Source organism: Vibrio sp. 1562 (assembly GCF_033340155.1).
Lineage (GTDB): Bacteria > Pseudomonadota > Gammaproteobacteria > Enterobacterales > Vibrionaceae > Vibrio > Vibrio alginolyticus.
This window is the reverse complement of record NZ_JAWOVY010000019.1, coordinates 78788-102927: the sequence shown is the minus strand read 5'-3', so window position 1 is coordinate 102927 and position 24140 is coordinate 78788. Positions and strand designations below refer to the sequence as shown.

Annotated in this window: 21 protein-coding genes and 1 pseudogene; 14 read left to right on the top strand and 8 right to left on the bottom strand. The window is 43.5% G+C overall.

Annotated elements, in window-relative coordinates; translation table 11 throughout:
- Positions 1 to 2153 (bottom strand): tandem-95 repeat protein (locus R7Z49_RS18100; protein WP_318111888.1); only part of this gene is annotated, 2153 nt, incomplete at its 3' end.
- Between the two features lie 400 nt (positions 2154 to 2553).
- Between R7Z49_RS18100 and R7Z49_RS18095 the strand changes: the two genes are divergently transcribed.
- From R7Z49_RS18095 to R7Z49_RS18070, 6 genes and pseudogenes are all read left to right on the top strand, one after another.
- Complete coding sequence (locus R7Z49_RS18095; protein WP_017635971.1) at positions 2554 to 3864, top strand: TolC family outer membrane protein; 1311 nt, start codon at positions 2554 to 2556, stop codon at positions 3862 to 3864.
- Between the two features lie 2 nt (positions 3865 to 3866).
- The gene (locus R7Z49_RS18090) at positions 3867 to 4481 is read left to right on the top strand and encodes an OmpA family protein (RefSeq protein ID WP_005377354.1); all 615 of its coding nucleotides are present in this window, start codon (positions 3867 to 3869) and stop codon (positions 4479 to 4481) included.
- A 175-nt stretch (positions 4482 to 4656) separates the two neighbouring features.
- On the top strand, positions 4657 to 5010 hold the full coding sequence (locus R7Z49_RS18085) for a DUF2750 domain-containing protein (RefSeq protein WP_053304422.1): 354 nt from the start codon (positions 4657 to 4659) through the stop codon (positions 5008 to 5010).
- 187 nt (positions 5011 to 5197) lie between these two features.
- On the top strand, positions 5198 to 7168 hold the full coding sequence (locus R7Z49_RS18080; RefSeq protein ID WP_318111887.1) for a tetratricopeptide repeat-containing diguanylate cyclase: 1971 nt from the start codon (positions 5198 to 5200) through the stop codon (positions 7166 to 7168).
- A gap of 87 nt (positions 7169 to 7255) precedes the next feature.
- Positions 7256 to 7953 (top strand): annotated as a pseudogene (locus R7Z49_RS18075) (IclR family transcriptional regulator).
- Positions 7954 to 8059: 106 nt separating this feature from the next.
- Complete coding sequence (locus R7Z49_RS18070) at positions 8060 to 8752, top strand: SDR family oxidoreductase (protein WP_258469884.1); 693 nt, start codon at positions 8060 to 8062, stop codon at positions 8750 to 8752.
- Positions 8753 to 8950: 198 nt separating this feature from the next.
- Here R7Z49_RS18070 and dkgB read toward each other — a convergent pair whose 3' ends face one another.
- A complete protein-coding gene (gene dkgB / locus R7Z49_RS18065; RefSeq protein ID WP_047102673.1) occupies positions 8951 to 9751 on the bottom strand; it encodes a 2,5-didehydrogluconate reductase DkgB in 801 nt (266 codons plus the stop codon).
- A 112-nt stretch (positions 9752 to 9863) separates the two neighbouring features.
- Here dkgB and R7Z49_RS18060 point away from each other — a divergent pair, with 112 nt between their 5' ends.
- Entirely contained in the window at positions 9864 to 10769 is a 906-nt protein-coding gene (locus tag R7Z49_RS18060; protein ID WP_005377343.1) for a LysR family transcriptional regulator, read from the top strand.
- 132 nt (positions 10770 to 10901) lie between these two features.
- Positions 10902 to 11807, top strand: coding sequence for a TIGR03571 family LLM class oxidoreductase (locus R7Z49_RS18055; RefSeq protein ID WP_047102674.1), 906 nt, complete (start codon positions 10902 to 10904; stop codon positions 11805 to 11807).
- Between the two features lie 115 nt (positions 11808 to 11922).
- Here R7Z49_RS18055 and R7Z49_RS18050 read toward each other — a convergent pair whose 3' ends face one another.
- Positions 11923 to 12807 (bottom strand): LysR family transcriptional regulator, encoded by an 885-nt coding sequence (locus R7Z49_RS18050; RefSeq protein ID WP_005377338.1) that lies wholly within the window; start codon positions 12805 to 12807, stop codon positions 11923 to 11925.
- A 157-nt stretch (positions 12808 to 12964) separates the two neighbouring features.
- On the opposite strand from R7Z49_RS18050, the gene R7Z49_RS18045 reads away from it, so the two are divergent.
- The 3 genes from R7Z49_RS18045 (at position 12965) to R7Z49_RS18035 (ending at position 15857) form a co-directional block, all read left to right on the top strand.
- Positions 12965 to 14146, top strand: coding sequence for an MFS transporter (locus R7Z49_RS18045; RefSeq protein ID WP_017635963.1), 1182 nt, complete (start codon positions 12965 to 12967; stop codon positions 14144 to 14146).
- A gap of 143 nt (positions 14147 to 14289) precedes the next feature.
- Positions 14290 to 14811: a TetR/AcrR family transcriptional regulator gene (locus R7Z49_RS18040; RefSeq protein ID WP_031777252.1), complete on the top strand. Its 522-nt coding sequence runs from the start codon at positions 14290 to 14292 to the stop codon at positions 14809 to 14811.
- Positions 14808 to 15857 (top strand): alcohol dehydrogenase family protein, encoded by a 1050-nt coding sequence (locus tag R7Z49_RS18035; protein WP_258489141.1) that lies wholly within the window; start codon positions 14808 to 14810, stop codon positions 15855 to 15857. Before R7Z49_RS18040 ends, R7Z49_RS18035 begins: the two co-directional genes overlap by 4 nt.
- Before the next feature lie 205 nt (positions 15858 to 16062).
- Here R7Z49_RS18035 and R7Z49_RS18030 read toward each other — a convergent pair whose 3' ends face one another.
- Positions 16063 to 16974, bottom strand: coding sequence for a GlxA family transcriptional regulator (locus tag R7Z49_RS18030; protein ID WP_318111885.1), 912 nt, complete (start codon positions 16972 to 16974; stop codon positions 16063 to 16065).
- A 114-nt stretch (positions 16975 to 17088) separates the two neighbouring features.
- Here R7Z49_RS18030 and R7Z49_RS18025 point away from each other — a divergent pair, with 114 nt between their 5' ends.
- Both R7Z49_RS18025 and R7Z49_RS18020 read left to right on the top strand, forming a co-directional pair.
- The gene (locus R7Z49_RS18025; RefSeq protein ID WP_318111884.1) at positions 17089 to 17607 is read left to right on the top strand and encodes a cysteine hydrolase family protein; all 519 of its coding nucleotides are present in this window, start codon (positions 17089 to 17091) and stop codon (positions 17605 to 17607) included.
- Between the two features lie 120 nt (positions 17608 to 17727).
- Positions 17728 to 18489 carry a transporter substrate-binding domain-containing protein gene (locus tag R7Z49_RS18020; RefSeq protein WP_005388903.1) on the top strand — a complete coding sequence of 254 codons (762 nt, stop codon included), beginning with the start codon at positions 17728 to 17730 and terminating at the stop codon, positions 18487 to 18489.
- Between the two features lie 98 nt (positions 18490 to 18587).
- Here R7Z49_RS18020 and R7Z49_RS18015 read toward each other — a convergent pair whose 3' ends face one another.
- Entirely contained in the window at positions 18588 to 19661 is a 1074-nt protein-coding gene (locus R7Z49_RS18015; protein ID WP_250156594.1) for a permease, read from the bottom strand.
- A 346-nt stretch (positions 19662 to 20007) separates the two neighbouring features.
- Between R7Z49_RS18015 and R7Z49_RS18010 the strand changes: the two genes are divergently transcribed.
- Positions 20008 to 21000: a zinc-binding dehydrogenase gene (locus tag R7Z49_RS18010; RefSeq protein ID WP_222712543.1), complete on the top strand. Its 993-nt coding sequence runs from the start codon at positions 20008 to 20010 to the stop codon at positions 20998 to 21000.
- Positions 21001 to 21147: 147 nt separating this feature from the next.
- On the opposite strand, the gene R7Z49_RS18005 is transcribed toward R7Z49_RS18010, so the two are convergent.
- From R7Z49_RS18005 to R7Z49_RS17995, 3 genes are all read right to left on the bottom strand, one after another.
- Positions 21148 to 22050, bottom strand: coding sequence for a homocysteine S-methyltransferase family protein (locus tag R7Z49_RS18005; RefSeq protein ID WP_206970878.1), 903 nt, complete (start codon positions 22048 to 22050; stop codon positions 21148 to 21150).
- A 276-nt stretch (positions 22051 to 22326) separates the two neighbouring features.
- Positions 22327 to 23061 carry an amino acid ABC transporter ATP-binding protein gene (locus R7Z49_RS18000; protein WP_005377326.1) on the bottom strand — a complete coding sequence of 245 codons (735 nt, stop codon included), beginning with the start codon at positions 23059 to 23061 and terminating at the stop codon, positions 22327 to 22329.
- A 14-nt stretch (positions 23062 to 23075) separates the two neighbouring features.
- The gene (locus R7Z49_RS17995) at positions 23076 to 24023 is read right to left on the bottom strand and encodes an amino acid ABC transporter permease (protein ID WP_005377325.1); all 948 of its coding nucleotides are present in this window, start codon (positions 24021 to 24023) and stop codon (positions 23076 to 23078) included.
- Positions 24024 to 24140: the final 117 nt, after the last annotated feature.

Sequence of the window (24140 nt, the reverse complement as noted above, 5' to 3'; positions counted from 1 at the left end):
CTCTCAACCACAGGCGTGTCGTTCACCGCATTCACGGTGACGTTGACCGTGGCTTGGTCAGTCAGCGAACCATCGGTGACGGTATAAGTGATTTCGACATCACCATTGAAGTTCTCGGCCGGTGTGAACACCAGTTTGCCGTCAACAATCTCAACTGTACCTTGTGTTTCAGGTACGGAAGCCGATTGAATAGACAGCGTATCGCCATCAATATCGGTGTCGTTTGGCAGAACATCAATCGTCACTGGTGTATCTTCGTCAGTAACAGCGGTATCATCGTTTGCCACTGGCGCATCGTTCACTGGCGTCACATCGACGTTCACCGTGGTGGACTCTGATACCCCACCGGACGTAACGATGTAGATGAAGCTGTCTGTGCCGTGGAAGTTGTCGTTTGGTGTGTAAGTGACGCTGCCATCCGGGTTGACCGAGACCGTGCCGTTGGCTGGGCCGTGATTGGTATCCAGCGACACCACTTTATCGTTGCCTTCGAACGTGTCGTTATCTAAAACCTTAATGATGGTTGGTGTGTCTTCCACAACCGTCGCTTTATCTGCCACGATGTCCGCCACAGGCGCTACCGTGAAGTTCACCGTTTGGCTAACGCTCTCGCCGCTTGGATCGGCGGCAGTAAAGGTCAGCGCTTCAGAGCCGTTCCAGTCTGCCGTTGGGCTAATGGTCGCGATGCCATTTTCAATCGACACCAACACGTTGCTGTTGCCAGAGACGCTAAACGTTAACTCGCCATCCACGTTATCCACATCGCTGAAAGCGGTATTTAGATCGATGCTGTATGGCGTAAAGTCTTCCGCCAAGGCTTGGTCTGCAATGCTGCTTTCAACCACAGGCGTGTCGTTCACCGCATTTACGGTGACGTTGACCGTCGCTTGGTCAGTCAGCGAACCATCGGTCACGGTGTAAGAGATTACAGCGTCACCATGGAAGTTCTCAGCCGGTGTGAACACCAGTTTTCCATCAATAATTTCGACAGAACCTTGGTCACTCGGCACAGACGCTGATTCAATCGACAGCTTATCACCATCAATATCGGTGTCGTTTGGCAGGACATCAATCGTTACTGAGCTATCTTCCTCTGTAATTGTTGTATCATTAGAGGCAATAGGCGCATCGTTAACTGAGTTTACTGTTACCGAAACTTGAGCTTCATCCTCTAACTCACCATCTGAGATGGTGTAGCTAATCGTTGCATTACCGTTGAAATTTTCAGCCGGAGTGAAAACAAGCTTACCATCGATAATCTCAACGATACCTTGCTCTTCTGGTACAGAAGCAGAGGTAATGATTAAATCATCACCTTCAATATCACTGTCGTTAGCGAGCACATCAATTACAACCAGGGAATCTTCGTCAGTTTGAATCGCATCATTAGTTGCTATTGGCGCGTCATTAACAGGCGTAATATCTAAGTTAGCAGTGCCATTAATAACACCACCATCATCATCAATGATGTCATAGGAGAATGACACTTCAGTGTCATCATCAGCTTCTGGGATGTAAGTCCAAGAGCCATCGCTGTTATCAATTAAGGTGCCATTCCCACTCTCAATAGTGACGTTTGTAATGACAAGAGTATCGGCATCATCAATATTGACATTCGATAGTAATTCTTCAGTAGTTATCGTGATTGGATCGCTATCTTCCTCAACAGCGCTTAATGTCACTGGAGAATTAGTAAGTGGCTTACTTGAGCCATCCCCACTTGTCTCGATACCTGTTGTGAAGAAGTCATTTAAGGTCAACGCTTGTGTTTCAGATAAGCCGAGGGATTCTAGGCCAATAGTTTCAAAGTTTGTTGAGGCTAGCACTTCAGTACCATCTCGTACAATCGTGGCACTATTTTGCAAACTGGAGCCACTATTTTCACCCGCTGCAGGTGCGAGTTCTTCATCAAAAGCAGAAGGGTCTTGACCTTGCTCAATAGCACTAATAATCTGTGCTACATCGTCTGAAATATCTTTTAAACCTTGCTCTTGAGCAAGCTGAATTTTCAGGTCTTGAGGCGCAGCATCTGTCATTGCCACTATCACTTCACCTGGTAGAGGCTGCTGTCCTTCTGCAAGGACTCTCAGCTGCCCATCCAAACCTATTACGACGACTTGATTACCGAGTGGCACTAATGCTGTACGATCCATATAAACCTTAACCCTAAATAACTGTCAAGTTTTTGACTAACAATACTAATTTGCTATATATTGCCCGAATATATAGTGCAATAACAGCAATTTGATGCTCAATAAAGTAATTATGTGTCATACATCAATAAGAATCCAGATGCATAAGTGTTTTATTTTATTAAAATCTGGACTCTCGTTTCTAGCCATTACCTCCATGTTTAATTTGAGATCTTAATTCAATTTTTAGGCAGATTTAGTAGGTTGATTTATCAAAATTGAAACAAATGAACAGCGAATCAACAGGTTACTTCATCGCATATTAATGTTATTGTGCGCTAAATTATTGACGCCCTTATAAGTATTCCACTTATAAGCCCTATCACCTCGAGAATTTTTACCATTATCTAGGAGAATCACAGTGAAGTGGACTCGTGCCAACGCCTTTTGTATTGGTATGTTCACCGCTAGTCATGCTTTTGGGCAAACGCTAGAGCAAGCGGTTGAAAACACATTAAAAACCAATCCTGACATCAAAAGTGCGTTCAATGAATTCGTTAGCAAGCAGTATGTGAATGAAGCATCTGGTGGTGCTTACCTCCCATCCGTAGACTTAGATGCCGGTATCGGTTACGAAGGAATCAAACCTGCAGAGTCAGGGCGAGATTCAACCGATCTGACAAGAAAAGAAGCCACCGTGACACTAACCCAGCTAATATGGGATGGCTCAGCGACACTTAATGATATGGATCGAACAGCAGCTGATGCTGAATCGGTCCGTTATCAACTTCTAGCTGATGCCCAAGACACCGCTTTAGAGGTCGCGAAAGTTTATTTAGACTCAGTAAAAGCTTATGAAATTCTGACACTTTCCGAGAATAACTTGAAAGTGCATAAGAAGATCTATGAAGACATTAAAAAGCGAGTTAACTCAGGTATCGGTTCTACAGCAGACCTAACCCAGGTAGAGGCTCGTTTAGCAAAGGCTCACGGTAACTTGGTGGCAGCTCAGAACAACTTATATGACAGCCACACCACCTTTACACGCCTTGTCGGACAGTCACCACAAGGATTGATTTTCCCAAGAGCGGACCAAAACTTTATTCCCTACACCATCGATGAAGCGATTGACTTGGCATTCGAGTCACATCCAGTAATCAAAATTTCGGTAGCTGATGTGGACTCTGCAAAGTTCCAATACAAGCAATCTAAGGGAACTTACTACCCAACGATATCGGTAGAAGCGGCTCAAACATGGCGTGATGATGCAAGCGGTATCGAAGGAAGCAGCGAAGAGACAACAGCAATGTTACGTATGCGTTACAACCTCTTTAACGGTGGTAGTGACGTAGCCAACGCTGAAAGTTTTGCCTACCAACTAAATAAAGCAAAAGACCTAAGAGAACGTGCATACCGCCAAGTAGAAGAAGGTCTTCGTCTATCTTGGAGTGCGTTAGATTTAACACTTCAACAAAAAGAGTTCCTAGCGGATCACGTAGATTCGGCCTCTGAAACTGTCATCGCCTACGAAAAGCAGTATCGCATTGGAAAACGCACTCTGCTGGACTTGTTAAATACTGAAAACGAACTTTTCGAAGCGAGAAAGAACTACTTAGATGCTCGATACTCAGAGCAGTACGCCAAGTACCGCGTTATGAACGCGACTGGCCAATTGTTAAATGCCTTGCGTGTCGATGTACCTACAGAATGGAATGAAAAGGTGGAGTACTGATCATGAAACCAGTGAAGATTCTATTTGCATTGGGTATGCTCGCCATCACTCAACACGTTGTTGCTGAAGACGAATATGAGTATCGTCCTGTACCAAATGCAGAACAAATAGCAGATTTGCAAGATGACGATAACGATGGTGTCATCAATGCTCGAGATATGTGCCCAGGTACACCTGAAGGCTCAGAGGTCGACAACGACGGTTGTGGAGAATACATTAAAGCATCAGATAACATGCAAGTGCGGATACTTTTTGCTAACGACTCTGATGAGATCAATCCAGTCTTCAGAAGACAAGTCCGAGAGCTTTCCGACTTTTTAAAAGAGTACCCTACTACTTCGATAGAGCTGCACGGCTATGCTAGTAAAGTTGGCGGTTCAAAGCATAACCAAGATCTTTCTGAAAGACGAGCACGCAATGTCCGTGAAGCCCTACTAAGCTACGACATCGAACCGAGTAGAGTCCGCATTGTTGGTTTTGGTGACACTCACTTAGCACAACAAGGGACCGATGAAGTCAGCCATGCTTTAAATCGTCGAGTAACCGCATCAGTCGTTGGTTACAAAGGCGAGATAAAAAGAGAGTGGACAATATTCACAACTCTTCCAGAAAGGTAAAGTACCTGTTTTTGTTTGCTCTGCAAGCACAAAGCAAACAAAAACGAGTGAATACTTAACCTCAGAAAAGGAGCTTCGGCTCCTTTATTTTTACTCATTTCGACAACCGTATTATGCTTTAGGAATCGGCACTTTAGTGTTACTCTAGCCACGTCATAACAACGAGAGTTTTGAAATGAGCAAACTTACATCAGATATCCAAGCGAACCTTGACCTTTTTGTTGCAGAAACGAAAGAAAACCAATTGGTTTGGGGTTTACGCAATGAAGAAGGTTGGCTATCTTGCGATTCAACTGAATTCGAAAACAGCGAAGTCATGCCTTTCTGGTCTTCTAAAGAAGATGCAGAAGCACATAATGTTGAAGAATGGTCAGATTTTACTGTACTAGAAATCCCATTAGATATCTTTGTTGAAGATTGGCTTTTGACTCTTGCTGAAGATGGTGTTCTTGTTGGAACTAACTGGAACGATCAGTTAGAAGGCAAAGAAATGGAGCCTCAAGATCTAGCAAAGCTTTACATTGATTAAAGATTTCTGACCTCAACTTTATGTTGAGGTCTTTCTTTTTTATGCCTCTTCTTTCAATATCTCGACCAAGTGCATAGTTTTACTACTCTTTTTCTTAGTACACCCAACTTAATCACAACGCTGATGCGTTAAAAGCGCTATGATAACTCAACTTTAAAGGCACCTTAAATTAAAGGCTCGTTTAAACATGCGCATGCTCTATCCCTTGCTTGCGTCACTTTTGCTCACTCCAGTATATGCAAGCGACACTCAAGATATTGAACCAAACCAAAATATCACACAGTGGCACTCTGTCTACCAAACCACACTACGAAGCAACCCTGAGTCGGCATTGAGCATGCTTCAAGATCGCTACCATACAGCGAAATCGGACAGCGAAAAGCTCTACGTAAGTGGATTGATTTACGAATATATGTCAAACATAAATCAGCCTTACTACGGCAGCAGTCAAGTCTTAGACAACCATTTTTCTCAATTAGAATCAGAATATATTCTTGCCTTAAATGAACGTAAGCATGGTAGTTACGAGGCCTCAGTAGATAGCTTTTCTTCTTTGCGACAGACAATGAAGAAAATATCCGATTCCGAAGGCAAGGCTCTGATGAACTATCAACTTTGTTATACGCTGAATCAACAAGGTCGTTATCACAAAGCAAACTTTTATTGCTCATCCTTAGAGAGCCACTTAAATCATAAGCATCAAGAAAACTTCCCTGTTGATCTTGCTTTGCGCGTGGTAGCAAATAACTACAATTACCGCGGTGACTATGAAAAAGCCTTAAGTTTGTATCGACAGTTGATGGCCAACATGTCGACGCAAAGCGATCCTTCAGGGATTTACAATGACGTCGGCAATTTACTTGCAGAGCTGGGGCAATTTGAACAATCAGAGCAATATCTCATTCAAGCCTTACTGGTTCGCCAAGATGAAGGGACACCTCTTGAAGTTGCGCAAGTCGAACATAGTCTAGGAGCGATGTACAGAAAATCCAAAGAACTCGATAAGTCCATCAGCCACTACAAAAATGCATTAACGATTCTCGAACAACTTCATTATCCATACGGGCAAGGGTTGACCTATTTAGGGTTATCTGCTGCTTTGGCCGATTCTGGGCAATTGGATACCGCGGTAGATTACATTGGAAGAGCATTAAACATTGCCCAAACTTATGAGAATACGCACCTTGAAACAGAGGGTCATTTGGCTGCTGGATTGGCATATTTAAAGAACCATACACCCGAAAAGTCGATTGAACACGGTACAATTGCGTTAAGATTAGCGGTAAAAAACGCTAGGCCCTTATTGCAAGCGCAAGCCCAATTACTCCTCTCAAAAGCATACCAAGCTCAAAATGATTACAAAAAGGCGCTGGAGCATCACAAGGCCTACTCGACGATTGAACTAACGAACCGAGACGCGAGTAATATCAAGGCGTTAGAGGCACTAGATCTCACTAAAAAAGAGTATGAATATGATCTACAAGTCGCGCAGTTGAACAACGAAACTCTTCTAAGTCAGTATCAGTTTGAAAAACTCACAGACCAACAACGCACTTATAATTTTGTTGTTTTCTGTTTATTGCTTCTCCTCGCTCTGGCATTGATGATTCAGCGACAAACACGCTTAAAAGCCAAAATAGACAGCTTAACGTGTGCATTAAACAGAGCGGCAATTATAGAGACGATTAAAAGCCAAACCTCCAAAGCGGAAGGAGACTTCCGCTACGTTCTAGCATTAATCGATCTAGATGACTTTAAGGCGATTAATGATCAGTATGGTCATCCAACTGGCGACTTAGTACTACAACAGGTTTGCAAAGCGCTTAAAGCTAAACTTAATAAGGGAGAGTACTTGGGGCGTTTAGGTGGAGAAGAGTTTATCTTGCTATTGAAAAACGTCGATGAGATTGACGTTCCCTTTAGAATACAAAGTCTGCATAAAACAATTTCAGAAAAGAGTGTACATTCGATTAATAACCATCAATTGAATATATCTGCGAGTCTGGCCTATCTATCAACCTCAATGCCACTCACCAACTTTGATGAGCTCTATTCGATATTAGACCAAGCGTTATACAATGCTAAGAAGCAAGGAAAAAACTCTCTTGTGGACGCATACAACGAGCCGATCAGTTTAAGTGCTGAGTATATTCTCTAATAAAGCCAAACCACCAGCGTAGTGGTTTGTTATAGGTGGAAGCATCAGTAAGCCATTCAGATGCAACACCATCATCAAGGAGTCTTTGTGCCCAAGGCAAGAAAAAACATTCAGTCTCTAGAGCGAGGTTTTCTAATCCTCGAGTTGCTCTCGATGAGTGAGTCTCCCCTATCATTACAGACGATCAGTAATGCGATCCAGTTAAATAAGACGACTGTTCACGGGTTACTTGCGACTCTACACTCTCTTGGATATGTATCCAAACACAACCATAGCTACAGCCTAGGGTTTAGATGCTATGAACTGTCTAAGCCGATTGAACAAAAAAACGAAGCTATCCGACAACATTTTGTTCCATTGCTGAAAAAATGGCCCAAATGACTAACAACACAGCTTACCTCGCTGTACAAAGTGGCGCTAAAGAGTACTTGTATATCGATGCTATAGAGCAGGATAACCCTCTTACTATCCGCAGCCCGAGAGGGAAACGAGAAGGACTCACAACATCTGCGATCGGCAAAGTTTTTATTAGTTTTGATGATGAGCTTCGTCGAACATTGCGCCTTGAAAGCCAAATATTCCCCACGTTAGAAACTGAACTTAATCAGGTTGTATTATCAGGTTACGCACTCGATTTAGAAGAGGCAGAGCCAAACCTCAATTGCTTAGCGATCCCCCTTTACTTGGATGGTAAGGTCGTTGCTGTTGCGGGTGTCAGCGGTGCTGCCTCCGAACTGACGGTCACTAGGCTAAAACACTTTGCCAGCATCTTTCTCAAACTTTAAGATTTGACAGTGTCGAATCCTAGGCCATTTTTATACTGTTTTGATTACATGCTTATACGTCGCCTCTAATATGGTCGTTGTTCAACTCAACAACGTAGGAGAAGCGATGTCTACTGTATTAATCACTGGCGCTAACCGTGGCTTAGGCTTGCAATTTGTCCGCCACTACCTTGGAAAAGGTTGGCAAGTTATCGCAACTTGTCGTTCACCAGAAAATGCTAAGCAGCTCAATGAACTAGTAACCCAATCTAATCAACTTCAACTGATGGCTCTAGACGTCACTAACCAACAAGATATCGATCAGTTAGCCACTCGATTAGCGGATCGTCCGCTCGATCATTTAATTCTGAATGCAGGTGTATTAGGCGAAGAGTGTGCAACGCTTGGCGAAATGACCCAGAAAAAATGGCTAGAAGTACTAAACATAAATACCGTCGCACCTGCCCTGCTAATTCAAGCACTACAAGACAACGTTGCGAAAAGTCAGCACAAAACCATCGTGGGAATCTCAACCCGAGTTGCGAGTTTAAGCGATAACAGTTCAGGTAACATGTACAGTTATCGAGCATCTAAAGCAGCGCTTAATCAGGTTCTAGTATCAGCAGCACGCAATCTCGAATCGCAAGGAGTAAAAACTGTCGCAGTTCATCCCGGCTGGGTAAAAACCGATATGGGCGGTGAGGACGCAACCTTTTCTGCCGAGGAAAGTGTTGCAGGCATTGTTTCGGTCGCAGAACAACTAACACTTGAGCTATCCGGAAGCTTCCGCGTATTTGATGGCTCTACAATCGAATGGTAACTGATCTCTAAATGACGTCTCCCGGCCAAATTGAAGGCCGGGAGAATACAGTAAACTAATAGGCCAAAAAGATAAAAGCTCGCACTATCGTCAGACAAGCGAGCCGTTATCGTCTATGGTGTTGTACTACCGTCAAACGCTGAGGAAGTCAGCGATTGCAGAGGTGTCATTTAGGCAATGATTTCCCGTGAAACTCACTCAATCATCCCACTCAGGCGCTAGCCCTTCAGGGTTTACTTCGCGGCCATTTCTTTCCAACGCATCTATCTTAGCAATCGCCTCTTCACTCAGATTAAGTTCAAGTGCTTTCAGGTTACTTGCCAAATTCTCTCGTTTAGTTGAAGACGGGATCACCGCGTAACCTTTTGACAGCGCCCAAGCAAGCGCGACTTGAGCTGGCGTGGCCTGATAGTCCTCAGCAATACCTGCAATAGTTGGGTCCCCAAGTACTTTCCCATATGCCAAGGTCATGTAAGACGTTACCTGAATATCGTTTTCCTGCATGAAGCTGACCAACTTACGATTTTGCAAATAAGGGCTAAGCTCGATTTGGTTAGTAACAATATTCTCTTTACCGACCACTTCTATCGCTTGTTGCAACAAGTCAATATTAAAGTTGGAGACGCCAATATTACGGGTTAACCCTTGCGATTTAGCTTCAAGTAATGAAGCCATGTATTCGCTCAAGTTATTGTTATTGCCAGGCCAGTGGATCAAGGTCAAATCCACATAATCTGTATTTAGCTTTTCTAAGCTCTCTTTTAGACTTGGAATGAGTTGTTCCGTGTTCATGTTATCAACCCAGATCTTGGTCGTAATGAATAGCTCATCACGTGCAATACCGGACTGTGTCAATACTTCACCGATTTCTGCCTCATTACCGTAAATCTGTGCAGTATCAATTACGCGGTAACCCACTTCTAACGCATTACGGACTGAATCCTTAACTACTTCACCCTCTAAACGAAACGTGCCGACGCCAAATGATGGTACTTTCATCTAAATCTCCTGAATTATCGATTTTATAGTTGATTCGAAGCAAAACTTTACGCCGCAAGAAACTTTCCGTAAAGTTAACAATACTCAAATCTAATTTGAAATATATTCAACAATGAAAGCTACTCTAGATGAAATGCGCACCTTTATGGCCGTGGTCGATACGGGTTCAATCAGCTCTGCGGCTGAACTGTTATCGATGACCGTCTCGGCGGTGAGTCGATCGGTATCTCGGCTAGAAGCCAAACTCGAAACGACTTTGTTAAATCGCACAACCCGTAAGTTAGATGTTACTAATGAAGGAACGATATACCTCGATAAAGTCAGACATATTGTAGAAGCAGTAGAGAATGCCGAAGCACAACTGAAAAGCCAGAAATATAAGCCCTCTGGCCTCCTACGAATAAACGCAGCTACCCCCTTCTTACTGCACGTACTAACGCCGCACATTGCTAAATATCAGAGCTTGTATCCAGAAGTCGAAATCGATCTCAATTCCAATGAGGAAAATATTAGCCTTTTGGGAACAAAAACCGATATTGCTTTTCGTATCGGTGAGCTACAAAACTCAACCATGCGCGCGATATTTCTTGGTAAAAGTCGGATTCGAATCGTCGCGAGTCCAGAGTATTTAAGACAACATGGTACTCCAACCTCAATAGATCAGTTACTCAATCACAAGCTACTTGGATTCAACAAGCCGGAGTATCTTAAGGAATGGCCGATCATGGATGATAAGAACAAACTTCTGCGTATTATGAGTAGCCTAAGATCTGATAATGGCGAGACGCTAAGGTGTTTAGCCTTACATGGTGCGGGGATAGCTTGCCTGTCTGACTTTATGACCTACTCTGACCGACAAGCTGGTCGCTTAGTGGGCGTGCTTAGTGAACACACGCATAATGTCGAACAGCCCGTTCATGCGGTGTATTACAAAAATGCCAGTACCTCACGCCGGATCAGCTCTTTTATTGACTTCATCAAGCAAGAAATCAAGGTAGAGAACCACCAGTTCCTTTAAAGACCACCGCTGTTTGTGGCAAAACACTTTTGTCTTTTTGCCGCTTTTTCTCACAACAAAAATCTCATAGTGTCCTGAATATCAGGGAGGCACCTTGCCTCCTAGTACTCACAGTAATAGTCAGGATTCATAATGCATAAAGATTTAAGTAACAGATTCACCATCGGGGTTGAGCTCCCCCTAGATAATGACTGGACCCAAGAAGGCCAGAAAAAACGCCTGCTCCAACGAAAACCGTTCGGCGTACCAGACATGAGTGCACATAAACAGCGTATTATGTTAGCCGATAAGTTAGGCTTTAACGTAGCGTGGGTGAGAGATGTCCCGTTGTACGACCCTAACTTTGGAGACGCGGCACAAATTTATGAACCGTTCAGTTATCTTGGCTATCTCTCTGCGTGCACCGACAACATTCTACTAGGGACAGCAGCGATAGTATTACCGTTAAGACAACCTTGGCTAGTGAAAAAAGCCGCTGCGACCATCAACGAGTTAAGTGGTGACCGCCTGATACTCGGTGTGGCTAGTGGAGACCGTCCTAGTGAATATCCCGTTTTTAACGCTAACTTTGACAGCCGTGGCTCGGCTTTTCGAGAAAGTGTAGAGATTTTGAAAGATACGCAAAATGATAAGCTGGGTAACGATCTACAGTTATTACCCGAGTTTGCTGATATTCCTATCTATGTCGCAGGGTTAGCGCAGCAAAGTCCACAATGGATAGGAGAAAACCTAGACGGCTGGCTCGCCTACCCAGGCACACCTGATGATCATGAACACCGCGTTGTACTTTGGCGCTCCGTAGCGGGAAACAAACCCTACGCCAGCTTTATTCATCTTGATTTAGTCGATAACCCAAATGCACCAGTCGTTCGGCATCACTTTGGTATCCGGGCCGGAGTCAATGGCTTGAGCGATGAGCTAGAAAAAATGCAAGAAGCAGGAGTCAATCACATCGGGTTGCATTTCCGTCGTAATAGCCAACCAATTGAGAAATCAATGGAACAGATCGCTCAGTACGTGTTGCCACGCTTTAACTAAGATCAAATAAAAATATGTGCCACCTTACTAAGGGGTGGCACGCTAGGCTTGGCACTTGGAAAAACAAAAGCTGCAATAACGACAAAAATCTTTTGTTAAAACAACAATAATAGAGTTATTTTAAAGTAAGTCTTGGTTGAATAAAGTCGATGAACGCGGAAATACGTTTAGAGACTGAAGAAGATTTGTAGAAGACAGCATTGACCTGTTCTCGTCCAGTATTTGTGATTTTTTCCGATTCAAACAATGCCACTAACCGTCCAGAATCAAGATCATCTTTCACCATAAAGCCAGATAAACATGCAATGCCGTTCCCTGCCAGCACTAACTGTCTAACCGTTTCACCACTGCTGGATAGGATATCAGGCTCTATCATCTCAAACCCTCGTAATGGCCACTGATTTAACACTTTAGCGCCAGAAAAACCGATCAAGTTATGACTGCGCAAATCGCTCACCGCTTCAGGGAAACCTCGTTTAGATAAATAACCAGGCGTGGCAACGATAAATAGTGGGCTTGTTCCTAAAGGTTTAGCATGCAGTGTTGAATCCGATAATCGTCCAATACGTATTGCCACATCGGTTCTTTTTTCCAATAGATCCACAAAACCCTCATTAGAGGTAAGATCGAGTTGAATATCAGGATAAGCCTCTTTAAATGGCTGAATTAACGGCACGAGTTGATGTAAAACAAATGGGCTAGCGGCATCAACTCTTAAGCGCCCCTTGGGTAATTCACCTCGTGTGATGATCTCTTCTTCAGCTTGCTGTATTTGTAGTAAACCTAAGCGAACCGCTTCAACAAACTGATGCCCTTCCTCAGTAACTTCCACTCTGCGTGTCGTGCGATTCAGCAAGGTTACCCCCAACTGTGATTCAACTTTACTAACCGCACGAGATACCCTAGCGACTTGAATACCTAGTGCATCAGCAGCGGAAGAAAATCCACCACTATCCACAACTGCCATAAGAATCTCTAATTCATCTGATCGGGTTAACATTTCATCCCCTTTCTTAATTGCGCATTTCCATCATTTATAGCAAAAGTATTTTGTAATAAACACCATTTTTCGCAACGAATAACTCTTTAATAATACACGGCATGGAAACGGGCTATTCGTTTATCCATTCATATTCAATGATTATAAGAGAGTTGTTATGCCTTTAGCTTTACTTGCATTGACGCTTAGCGCCTTTGCTATTGGAACCACGGAGTTTGTAATTGTCGGTCTGATACCGACTATGGCCTCCGACCTCAACGTATCATTACCTTCAGCGGGTCTTTTAGTTAGCCTGTACGCACTTGGTGTCGCGGTTGGTGCTCCCGTTTTAACAGCGCTGACTGGTAACTGGAAAAGAAAGTACGTTCTGCTTTCTGTTATGGCACTGTTTGTTCTTGGCAATCTGTTAGCCTGGCAAGCACCTGGATACAACACTCTAGTCACAGCAAGGATACTGACCGGGCTTGCACACGGTGTGTTCTTTTCGATCGGCTCGACTATCGCCACTGGCCTAGTGTCAAAAGAAAAAGCCGCTAGCGCAATTGCTATTATGTTTACCGGTCTGACCGTAGCTCTAGTGACGGGCGTGCCACTTGGCACCTGGATTGGCCAGACATTTGGTTGGCAGGCAACCTTCCTAATCGTCGCGATCCTTGGAATCATCGCACTGATAGGAAGCGCTCTGCTAGTGCCGAGTAATCTGAAACAACCACCAGCAACCAAGCTGTCATCGCAAGTAAAAGTCTTGACTCAACCTCGTCTACTTTTGGTGTACGCAATCACCGCGCTCGGTTACGGTGGTACGTTCACAGCCTTCACTTACTTGGCTCCTATTTTGGAAGAAGTTTCGGGGTTTGGCTCTAGCGCTATCAGCCTAATTATGTTGGTTTATGGTGTATCAGTCGCATTCGGCAACATCTGGGGCGGAAAGATGGCCGACTCTATGGGGCCAATCAAAGCTCTGACAGCGATTTTCTCGGGCCTAATTGTGGTATTGCTCGTGTTTAGTGTCACAGCATTTAATCCAATTTCTGCAGTAGTGACCATTCTTGTCTGGGGTGCCTTTGCCTTTGGTAACGTTCCAGGACTTCAAGTTTATGTTGTCAAACTAGCAGAGAAATATTCACCTGATGCAGTCGACGTCGCTTCTGGTCTCAACATTGCTGCATTTAACGTAGGTATTGCACTGGGTTCTTGGGGCGGTGGCCTTATCGTGGCCAATGCTGGGCTGATGCACACACCTTGGATTGGCGCGATCGTAGTATTAGGTGCTCTACTACTAACCCGTTTCAGCGGAATGCTAGACAAGCGTGGAGAACAGCACGCAACGGCACACTGATTCACGTTCCGAATCTGTAAAAATCACTTAAATTAGCCCGGCATTACGTCGGGCTTTCAATACAGAGTTTAAATACACCATTGACTGAGGTAGAAAGTTTATTCTACCCTTAGGTAAAACAAACGTTCTACCTGGTGTATCAAATAGTGAAAGAAAAAATCGCAGCAAGCCTAGAAAAAGCATTCAGTCAGTATGGCTTCGCCGAGCCTAGCGTACCCCAACTCAAAAACGCCTGCGAAGTCAGCCTGAGAACCCTGTACAAATACTACCCCTCCAAGGAAGCGATGATTGTTGCAGCTCTCGAGCATCGCCATCAAAGGTATTTGAGTTTTTTGCTCGAAGACGCCCCTGCCAATGGAACACCGGCTGTATTACACCTATTCACTCGCCTCGAGGATTGGATGAAGGAGTTTGCACCGAATGGCTGCATGTCCATCAATGCATTAGCAGCCTATCCAGAAAATCTATCTATTAATCAAGCAGTAAAACAACACAAATTGGCGGTTCGTCAGCTTATGGTCCAACTAAGTCAGCGAGAAGACCTCGCAACCACACTCTTCTTGTTACATGAAGGTCTATCCAACGCATGGCCGGTTCTCGGTCACGCTGCCTTTGCATCCGCTGAACACACTCTGCTAGAACTAATGAAGGAGAACAATCAATGACCACAATCCCGAAAGTCATGAAAGGCGTCCAACTTATCGGTCATGGTGGGCCAGATATGCTTCGTTACCGCGATGATATACCTGTGCCAGTCCCCTCGCCTGATGATGTATTGATCCAAGTTGCCGCCGCCGGAGTCAATAACACCGACATCAATACCCGAACAGCATGGTATTCTAAAAATGACGCCAATAGCATGGATGCAAGTTGGTCAGGAGACGCGCTATCTCTCCCTCGAATCCAAGGTGCCGATGTATGCGGTACCATCGTCGCTGTTGGTGAGAATATCTGCCCATCACGAATCGGTCAGCGTGTGCTCATCGAACCATGTATTACGCGCTTCAACAGTCAAGCACTTAGCTCGCCTTGGTACTTCGGTTCAGAATGTGATGGTGGCTTTGCTCAGTTCACTGTTGTTGACAGTAAACATGCATATGCTGTGAATAGTAGTTTATCGGATATCGATTTGGCCTCCTTCCCTTGTTCTTATTCAACTGCCGAGAACATGCTTGTCCGCTCTAATGTCACAGCGAGCGATACCGTACTGATTTCAGGGGCATCCGGCGGTGTTGGCTCTGCCGCAATCCAACTGGCGAAGGCGCGTGGAGCATACGTCATTGCTATCGCCAGCCCAGAAAAGAAAGAACAGATCACGGCATTAGGAGCAAACCAAGTTATCCCTCGCGATGCAAATTTAACAGCGACTCTCGGAGAAAACAGCGTTGACGTAGTGATTGATTTGGTCGCAGGAGAGCAGTGGCCACAATTTCTTCAGGTACTAAAGCCAGGATCAAGATACGCTGTTTCCGGCGCCATAGGCGGCCCAATTGTCGAGCTGGATGTAAGAACTCTTTACCTTAAAGACCTAACGTTATTTGGTTGTACCGTTTTGGCACCAGAAGTATTCGGTAACTTGGTTCGCTATATCGAACAGAACGCAATTCGTCCCTTAGTCGCGGAGTCATTTCCCTTGAACCAGATAGGTCAAGCGCAAGAAGTATTTTCACGCAAGCAACATATTGGGAAACTGGTTTTGGAAATCACATAGCTTTTGTGATTAACAACGACCTATACAAGTCATTGTAATTTGAGAACCCTTTAAGCATTCTACAAAATGTTCAGTAATTAGGAGTGCGCTACGGTTGGCTTAGCTTGTTATCCCTTTTCATCACGCTAAGCCAGCTTGTAAAAATATGCGGTGTTTGCTTCTGAGTTATAAATGTTTAATACCAACATTATCTTACTTCTGGCGTTCATGAACAGAACCGAGATCTGAACGACTTCGGTGTTAAACCTACGATTCTATTAAATATTTTCCTGAACGCGCTCACATCTTGGTAACCCACTCTAAATGATATTGCGTCAAATGTTAGGGTTGTCGACTCAAGTAAATCACAAGCTTTTTGTACTCTTAAGCTTTGTATGTATTGGTTAACATTGAAACCTGTCGCCTTTTTAAAGCGTCGCTGCAATGTCCTTTCTGTTAAACAACTCAACTCTGCAAGCTCTTTATTGCTCAGTTTTCCTTGATAATGATCGTTTATATAGTGCTGTATTTGAACAATTACCTCATCACCATGTTGGAAGTTTGGAGTAAACTGTTGATAAAAGCGTTGCTCTCTCGGACCAGTATCAATAACCAACATTTTTCCTAACAGGCGCATTACTGCCGGTGACGCAAATAAGGAAACCAGCTCCAAACCTAAATCCACCCATGACATCATACCCCCAGCCGTAATGATCGTTCCTTCGTTAATAAGGATGGCTTCTTGTCTTACGTGGATATCGGGAAACTGACTCGCTAATGAAGGAGCCAAGCCCCAGTGTGTCGTACAAGACTTATTGGTCAACAACTGGGTTTGAGCAAGAATAAAAGTACCAGCGCAGGCGGAGGCTAAAATCGCACCTTTACTATATTGGACATTTAACCAGTCGAGTAGCTCTGGCTCTGGTTCTAAGTAATATTGACCAGCGCCGCTAGGCGGAATCATTACCGCTGTTTTCACATCGAAGTGCGTGTTTGACCAGTGATCCAATATCTCTACTTCAAAGTGCACATCAACGCCCAATTTAGCCGCCGCACGGTTTGCCATCTCGAAGAGTTCGCTTAAACCATATACGGAGGCTTGCGAGCTATCTGGGTAATTAACGAGTGCTATTTTCATTTATCTTCAAGTGTCGCGTTTTGACTCTTTTGTGTCATTTTAGACTCTAAAGAAGGTGGCTAAAAGTCTTTATATTATTCGTACCGCAATGATCCTCAATAAAAGGAAAAGAAAATGACTCAAAAAGCCCTACTTGTAATTGATTTGCAAAACGACTATTTCACGGAAGGAAAGTTTCCTTTATGGAATACAGAATCGACTTTAGACAATGTTAAGAGAGCAATAACTAAAGCCAATGAGCAAAACATTCCTGTGATTCATATTCAGCATATTGCCGATCCTGACATGGGCATTGCCCCATTCTTCAATGAAGGCAGCGACGGTGCCAATATTCACCCAGAAGTTCTTGCTTTAGCACCGAATTCCGAAATCGTGGTAAAGCACTTCGCAGATAGCTTTGAAGGAACACGTTTAGAAGAAGTATTGGCAAGCAAAAATGTAACGGAGTTACTTGTATGCGGAATGATGACACAAAACTGCGTGACACATACAGCTATCTCAAAATCTGCGGACAAGTATGATGTTTCGATCTTAATCGATAGCTGTACCACGGTCGATGAAATGATTCACAACATTGCACTTCACGCTGTCTCAACGAGAGTTCCCCTCGTAACTATTGAAGATAAGCTGTAATACACGCAAAACCTTTCGCTCACACAATGCGGGCGAAAGGTCACACATATATGCACTTTCATTGATATTTGCTTACTTTGTGTTAAACATTGGTTTCCAAATAGTTACAAGGAAACGTTTATGAAATGGATAGTCGTATTGTTTATTAGCTTATTTTCAGTTTTCAGCCATGCGAAAGAGTGGAAACAAATTCGCTTCACTGTTGAAGGGGCTTACCCCCCATTTAGCTGGACGACAAAAGAGGGAAAGCTAGAAGGGTTTGAAGTCGACCTCGCTAACGCGTTATGCAAAGAGTTAGAAGTAAAGTGCGTTATCTCAAAAATGGATTGGGATGGCATCATCCCTTCTCTCCTTAGTCGCAAGAACGATGCGATTATTGCTGCAATGACAATCACAGAAGAACGAGAAAAGAAAGTCGATTTCACCGTCCCTTATGCAAAAGTACCGACTCGTTTTGTAATGAAAAATGATAGAGAAATCAACATGGATGACGGCAGCCTAAATCGTTTATCTATTGGAGTTCAAAGAGCCACAATTGGTGATAAGTACCTTTCTGCCTTGTATCCAGATATTGATATTCGTCGTTATGGTACGTTCGATGAGGCATTTACCGATCTACTCAATGGACGGTTAGATGCTGTATTTGGCGGCTCAATCGGTTTAAGTGCTGGTTTTCTTGAAACTGCACAAGGTGAAGGCTATCACTTTACTGGACCAGCGTTTACAGAGGAAAAGTGGTTCGGCCGTGGCATTGGCGTAGCAGTGAGAAAACAAGACAAAGAATTAAAAGCATTACTCGATAGCGGAATACAAAAATTGATCCAGAGCGGTAAGCATAAAACCATCGCCAGCAAATATTTCTCCTATAGTATTTACGAGTAACCTCGCTATTTTTTTATAGCCTGCGCGGTATAGGAAACTTCCCTTTCCCTATATGGCGACAAAAACAGAGCCCTCGAGCAGTCGCCCGAGGGTTATTTTTATAAAAAAGCCCACGTATATAAGTAACCCGCTCCCATGGCCATCGTTAAGATAACGATTAGGAAGGCAGCGATCATTTGGTTCTTAAAAATTGATTTCAACAAAATCACTTCTGTAAGACTTGCGCCAGCACTACCAATAATAAGCGCCATAACAGATCCAAGAGCCATACCTTTTTGTACTAGTGCCGCGCTAAGTGGAATGACCGCCTCTGCACGGATGTACAATGGAATACCAATGATTGCTGCGACCGGAATCGCGTACCACTTCGCTTCACCAGCGAACTCCGCAATGAACTCCGTCGGGATGAAGCCATAGATAAATGAACCAATCGCAATGCCCATCATGAGATAAGGGAACACTTGCTTAAAGTCTTTCCAAGTTGATTGCCAAATACGTGCCCAGCGGCTAGGTTCTTTCTCTTCCACGACTGTCGCTGTTGCACTACCGTCTGATGAACAGCAAGACACTTCCACTTTAGGTTCAGGTTTTGGTGCATCACCACAGCAAGATGTTTTCGCCGCAACTGGCGTAGGTTCATTGCAGGCGCTGGTATCACAGCTTGATGCTGGTCTCGCTTCTTCTTTTTTCTTGCTTGAATCGCCACAAGAAGTACCGCACGAAGAAGAACCTACCGCTTGATATGCTTCTGGTTTGACGTAACGTTCAAACCCTAGTTTTTCAAGTACATAGCCTGCTACCACTGATACTGACATCGCGATAGCAAAGTAAAATACCGCAACTTTCCAACCAAAAGTCACTACAAACAAGCCAATAATCACTGGGTTAAGCAACGGGCTTGCAAATAGGAACACCATCATAGGTCCAAAACCTGCTCTTGCACGCAACAAGCCTTTTAAGAAAGGAATGGTCGAACACGAACAGAAAGGCGTAATCGAACCTAGCAACGCAGCAATGAAGTAACCTTTACCCTTTTTCGAGCTGAGAATAGATTGAATTTTTTCTGGCGTTAGAAAATCTTGCAACACACCGACAATGTAGCTAATTGCCAGAAATAAGATGATAAGTTCGGTTGCTAGAAACGCAAACATATCCAGCGCTTCTTTAGCCATAGTTATAATTTCTGTATTCACATTTACTCTCCTCGTCATTTTTCGCTAACAAGCTTACCTGATAGATAAGCCTTTATTTCGATATTTCTGGAATCATAGAATCACAAAACAAAAGATCAACAAAATATTTCCATAAAAATGGAATAATAAAACTAGTCATTACTTATCATAAAGTTACATGTCATTAGCTATGCAGACTGGTTGTCGATGATAATTTCAGAGCATCTCGAATCCTTTTTATCAAACATAACCTAAAATTATCAAAATAAGAAAAAACCATAATTATTACAGTACTACCCTCTGAGTTAGTATGACTTTCGACCATTCTTAATAATAAGGAAAACCTATGAGAGCGATAACTTACCAACGAGATAACGATACTTTCTCTTTATCCGAATTACCTACACCAAAACTAGAAACCCAATTTGATGTATTGGTTAAAGTTAACGCTGTTGGTTTGAACCCTGTCGATGCAAAAATTCATTATTGGTCAGACATGGTCACTAACATGGGTAACAATTTTGTTGGCGGGTTAGACGTATCAGGAGAAATAGTCTCTGTAGGCGATGCGGTCGTTGATTGGAAGGTTGGCGATAAAGTGTTGTATCACGGAAACATGAGACGCCATCACGGTGGATTCGCTGAATTTGCTATCCATGATTCAAGAACGCTCATAAAGCACCCTCAGGTTTCGGTTGAAGTGGCAGCATCTACACCTTGCGCAGCCTGGACCGCATATCGCGCTTTGGTAGACAAGCTCGATATTTCAAATCGAAGCAGCATTTTTATCGCCGGAGGTGCTGGTGGCGTTGGAAGCTTTGCTATTCAGTTAGCAAAGACATTTGGTGTTGAACAGATCATTGCTACTAGTTCAGAAGCTAATCACGCATATTTGTCCTCGTTAGGAGCAACCCATATGATTGATTATCATCATGAAGATGTAGTTCAGCGAGTAATGGACATTACCGGAAATCATGGCGTTGAGGTTGCACTCGATTGTGTAGGCGGTGATAACGACCGAATTGCAGCCTCGGTGTTAACCTTTGAGGGAGAAATGGTGGAGCTCGTCAAGACTGTCGACCCTTCTCAATATCCAGATGCCTTCTTAAAAGGCTTGGGCTTCCACCAAATAAGTTTGGGCTCTGGTCATGTCTTTGGCGAGAGAGGGTTTGCAAGTATCGTTAATGCCGGAAAGGAAGTGTCTGAGCTATTAGAAAATGGAGAATTGGAAGTACCGAAACTGAAGATCATCGGCTTAGAGGATGTAGGTAACGCACTCTTGGACATGCGAAATCAGAGAACAGTTGGAAAGATTGTCGTTAATCTGAACCAAAAATAATTAATAAAGATCTCGAGGCACACTGGCAAAGTAATGAGCAAGTTAAAGCATCTTGTTACTTTGCCAGATACGAAAGACTTTTATTTTATCTATAACGATGAATGAAAAACAAAATCTCTTGTCATGCTTCCCTGCACTTCACCAAAATTAGGCGTTTTCGAGAGTGTCTCTCCAAGCCGCTAGCAATTTAATATGACGTGGTTCAATCCCACAGCAACCACCAATAATGCTTGCTCCCTGCACATGCCACTTTTTAGCATACTCAAGATATTCAGTCGGAGAGAAATGACGAACTTCCTGAATGGTCTCGTTGGCTTGGTGCGCTTGCTTTATCGGAGCAAAGCTATTTGCGAAAACACCTATCGTCAATTCTCTACCTGACTCACTCAATACTGCTTGTGTATCAATGATCGCTTGCTCGACAACTTCAGGAATAGAGCAATTGAAAAAGATACCTGAAACATTTGTTTTCAACAGCGTATTAACCGCGACTTTAAGAGATTCCCCTGAGCGAAGGCGAGGCAAAGAGTTAGGGTCATCCATTAAGGTGAAAGCAAGATAATTGGGCTTATCTGTTTTGGCTAAAATTATTGATAGAATTTCAACTTCAGCAAGGCTAGACACGGTCTCAGCTAACCAAATATCAACATATTGATCTTGAGCTTCAAATAACTCAGAAGCCACTTCCAGTGCCCTTTTCGGCTCGAATAATTCAGGCCTGTAAGACCCCATTACAGGAGGAAGAGACCCCGCAACGAGCACTCTATCGTTAGAGCTGGTGACTACATCTCTGGCAATTTTGGCTGCAGATTTTGCTAACTCAGCCCCTTGCTTTGCATAGAGTTCCTCTCCTAAGTGAAATGGAACACATGCATAACTGTTAACAGTGATAATCTCAGCGCCAGCGTCTATGAAATTCTCATGGGCCATTTTTACATATTGTGGTGATTCAATTAGCGCTTGTGCACTCCAAAGCGGCTGAGAAAAAGGGGCGCCAATACGTTTCAACTCTCGCCCCATGCCACCATCTAAAATTGTTACTTTCTTCATTTAGACATCCATACCGCCAAACATCCATAAGCTCTATTCAAACACAATTTTTATCAATTCAAAATGAAATTGTTATGTTTAAAGTGAACAAAGACTTAATGGCTGATTAAACACTCTAGTATTTACCAGACCTTTCATTCGGACCAAGATAATATTATCGCCATTAACTTCGAGTAAAAAGCCCATTATCTATGTCTCTCGGCGAGGCGGGCGTTACGAGCCACAATAGTGCATGAAGTGATTGAGGGGCTAACCCTCAATCAAATTTTCTTTTTATTATAAGACCTTAGATAAAAATTTCTGCAATCTAGGATTGGAGGGGTTATCAAAAAATCGCTCAGGAGAGTCAGAAACCAAAAGCTCACCATCTTCCATAAACAACACCCTATCAGCGACCTCTTTTGCGAAACCCATTTCATGAGTAACCACGACCATGGTCATTCCGTCCTTGGCCAAATCTTTCATCACATCAAGAACTTCTCCAACCATTTCAGGGTCTAGTGCTGATGTGGGTTCATCAAACAACATAATGTTGGGCTTCATTGCTAACGCACGAGCGATCGCAACGCGTTGCTGCTGTCCGCCTGATAAATGATTAGGATAATTATCCATTCTCTCCGACAGACCGACTTTATAAAGCAAATCTTTTGCTTCTTTCTTCACCGATTCAGGGTCACGTTTAGAAACCTTTAAAGGTGCTAACATGACGTTCTCTATCGCCGTTTTATGTGGAAAAAGGTTGAAGCCTTGAAATACCATGCCCACATCAGCGCGTAGTTTATTGATATCCGTAGATTTGTGGTACATATCGATACCATCTACGATAATAGACCCACTATTTATTGTCTCTAATTGATTGATCGTCCGTAAGAATGTTGACTTACCAGAACCTGACGGTCCTACGATGACAATCACTTCCCCTTTTTCTACATTTACCGATACGTCCTTGAGCGCATGGCAGCCATTAGGGTAAATTTTATTAATTGTTTTTGCTGAAATAATGTATTCCATTAATGACTCCACCATTAATCACTTGCTGCCAATTTTTTTTCTAACGTTTGTATTGCCCAAGATAAGGTACTAGTCAGAAGCAAATAAAGGGCCGCTACGGTAAACCAAACTTCAAATGGGGCAAAACTACCACTTACGACTTCCCTGCCCGCTTTTGTCAGATCAGTAATCGAAATCACGGAGACAAGTGAGGAATCTTTTATCAGGTTGATAAACTGCCCGGCTAAGGGAGGTAATGTCTGCTTAAACGCTTGAGGTAAAATGACATAAATCATCGCTTTGGGATAATTCATTCCTAGTGAACGCGCCGCTTCCATTTGTCCTCTTGGGATTGACTGGATTCCTGACCGCACAATTTCTGCGACGTAAGCGGCGGTAAACACGGAGAGCGCTATCACTCCCGCAGTAAAACGCTCAAGGTCAAGCACAGTACCAATAAAGAAGTAAACGATAAAAATCTGTACTAAAAGAGGCGTTCCACGAATAACCTCGACATACACAAGCGCCAGCTTTTTTAATGCCGGATTGCTGGATATACGCATTAGTCCGACAACTAAGCCCAACGCTAGAGCAATGATAAGTGACCAGAGTGAGATTTTAATGGTCGTCACAACACCATCTAAAATTGGGCCAGAGCGCCACTCTTTTATAGTTGCTAAGGTATCTCCTTCAAAAATAAGATCACCTTCATAGACGTCGACAGACTTATATTGGCTTAGTTCAAGAACAATATCACCATGAATACTCTCCAGAGCCAGTTGGTTATTCTCGTCGAGAATGATGTTCCCATCGACAGGCGCGGTAATGGATGAAGCAGCGTTAGTGGCAATATAAGGAAGGACACGCTCCCAATTCCAGCTGTAATCGATTCGCTTACCTGACAGATAGACAAGACCGCAAATTGATAGCAAAACAAGAACAAAAACAGCGTTCCACAATAGGGATTTAAAGTTATTTTGCATGTGATTCCGAGAATGACTTTGATTAAAGTTGGTTGGGTATTTGAATAAAGAAAAGCGTTAGCTTCACAGCGCGAACCGTTTGGTTGGCGATGAACCAAGCCAGAAGCTAACCGCTCC

Coding starts and splice junctions, on each gene's coding strand:
- R7Z49_RS18090 (WP_005377354.1), top strand. CDS start 3,867: ATGAAACCAGTGAAGATTCTATTTGCATTGGGTATGCTCGCCATCACT.
- R7Z49_RS18085 (WP_053304422.1), top strand. CDS start 4,657: ATGAGCAAACTTACATCAGATATCCAAGCGAACCTTGACCTTTTTGTT.
- R7Z49_RS18080 (WP_318111887.1), top strand. CDS start 5,198: ATGCGCATGCTCTATCCCTTGCTTGCGTCACTTTTGCTCACTCCAGTA.
- R7Z49_RS18070 (WP_258469884.1), top strand. CDS start 8,060: ATGTCTACTGTATTAATCACTGGCGCTAACCGTGGCTTAGGCTTGCAA.
- dkgB (WP_047102673.1), bottom strand. CDS start 9,751: ATGAAAGTACCATCATTTGGCGTCGGCACGTTTCGTTTAGAGGGTGAA.
- R7Z49_RS18060 (WP_005377343.1), top strand. CDS start 9,864: ATGAAAGCTACTCTAGATGAAATGCGCACCTTTATGGCCGTGGTCGAT.
- R7Z49_RS18055 (WP_047102674.1), top strand. CDS start 10,902: ATGCATAAAGATTTAAGTAACAGATTCACCATCGGGGTTGAGCTCCCC.
- R7Z49_RS18050 (WP_005377338.1), bottom strand. CDS start 12,807: ATGTTAACCCGATCAGATGAATTAGAGATTCTTATGGCAGTTGTGGAT.
- R7Z49_RS18045 (WP_017635963.1), top strand. CDS start 12,965: ATGCCTTTAGCTTTACTTGCATTGACGCTTAGCGCCTTTGCTATTGGA.
- R7Z49_RS18035 (WP_258489141.1), top strand. CDS start 14,808: ATGACCACAATCCCGAAAGTCATGAAAGGCGTCCAACTTATCGGTCAT.
- R7Z49_RS18030 (WP_318111885.1), bottom strand. CDS start 16,974: ATGAAAATAGCACTCGTTAATTACCCAGATAGCTCGCAAGCCTCCGTA.
- R7Z49_RS18025 (WP_318111884.1), top strand. CDS start 17,089: ATGACTCAAAAAGCCCTACTTGTAATTGATTTGCAAAACGACTATTTC.
- R7Z49_RS18020 (WP_005388903.1), top strand. CDS start 17,728: ATGAAATGGATAGTCGTATTGTTTATTAGCTTATTTTCAGTTTTCAGC.
- R7Z49_RS18015 (WP_250156594.1), bottom strand. CDS start 19,661: ATGGCTAAAGAAGCGCTGGATATGTTTGCGTTTCTAGCAACCGAACTT.
- R7Z49_RS18010 (WP_222712543.1), top strand. CDS start 20,008: ATGAGAGCGATAACTTACCAACGAGATAACGATACTTTCTCTTTATCC.
- R7Z49_RS18005 (WP_206970878.1), bottom strand. CDS start 22,050: ATGAAGAAAGTAACAATTTTAGATGGTGGCATGGGGCGAGAGTTGAAA.
- R7Z49_RS18000 (WP_005377326.1), bottom strand. CDS start 23,061: ATGGAATACATTATTTCAGCAAAAACAATTAATAAAATTTACCCTAAT.
- R7Z49_RS17995 (WP_005377325.1), bottom strand. CDS start 24,023: ATGCAAAATAACTTTAAATCCCTATTGTGGAACGCTGTTTTTGTTCTT.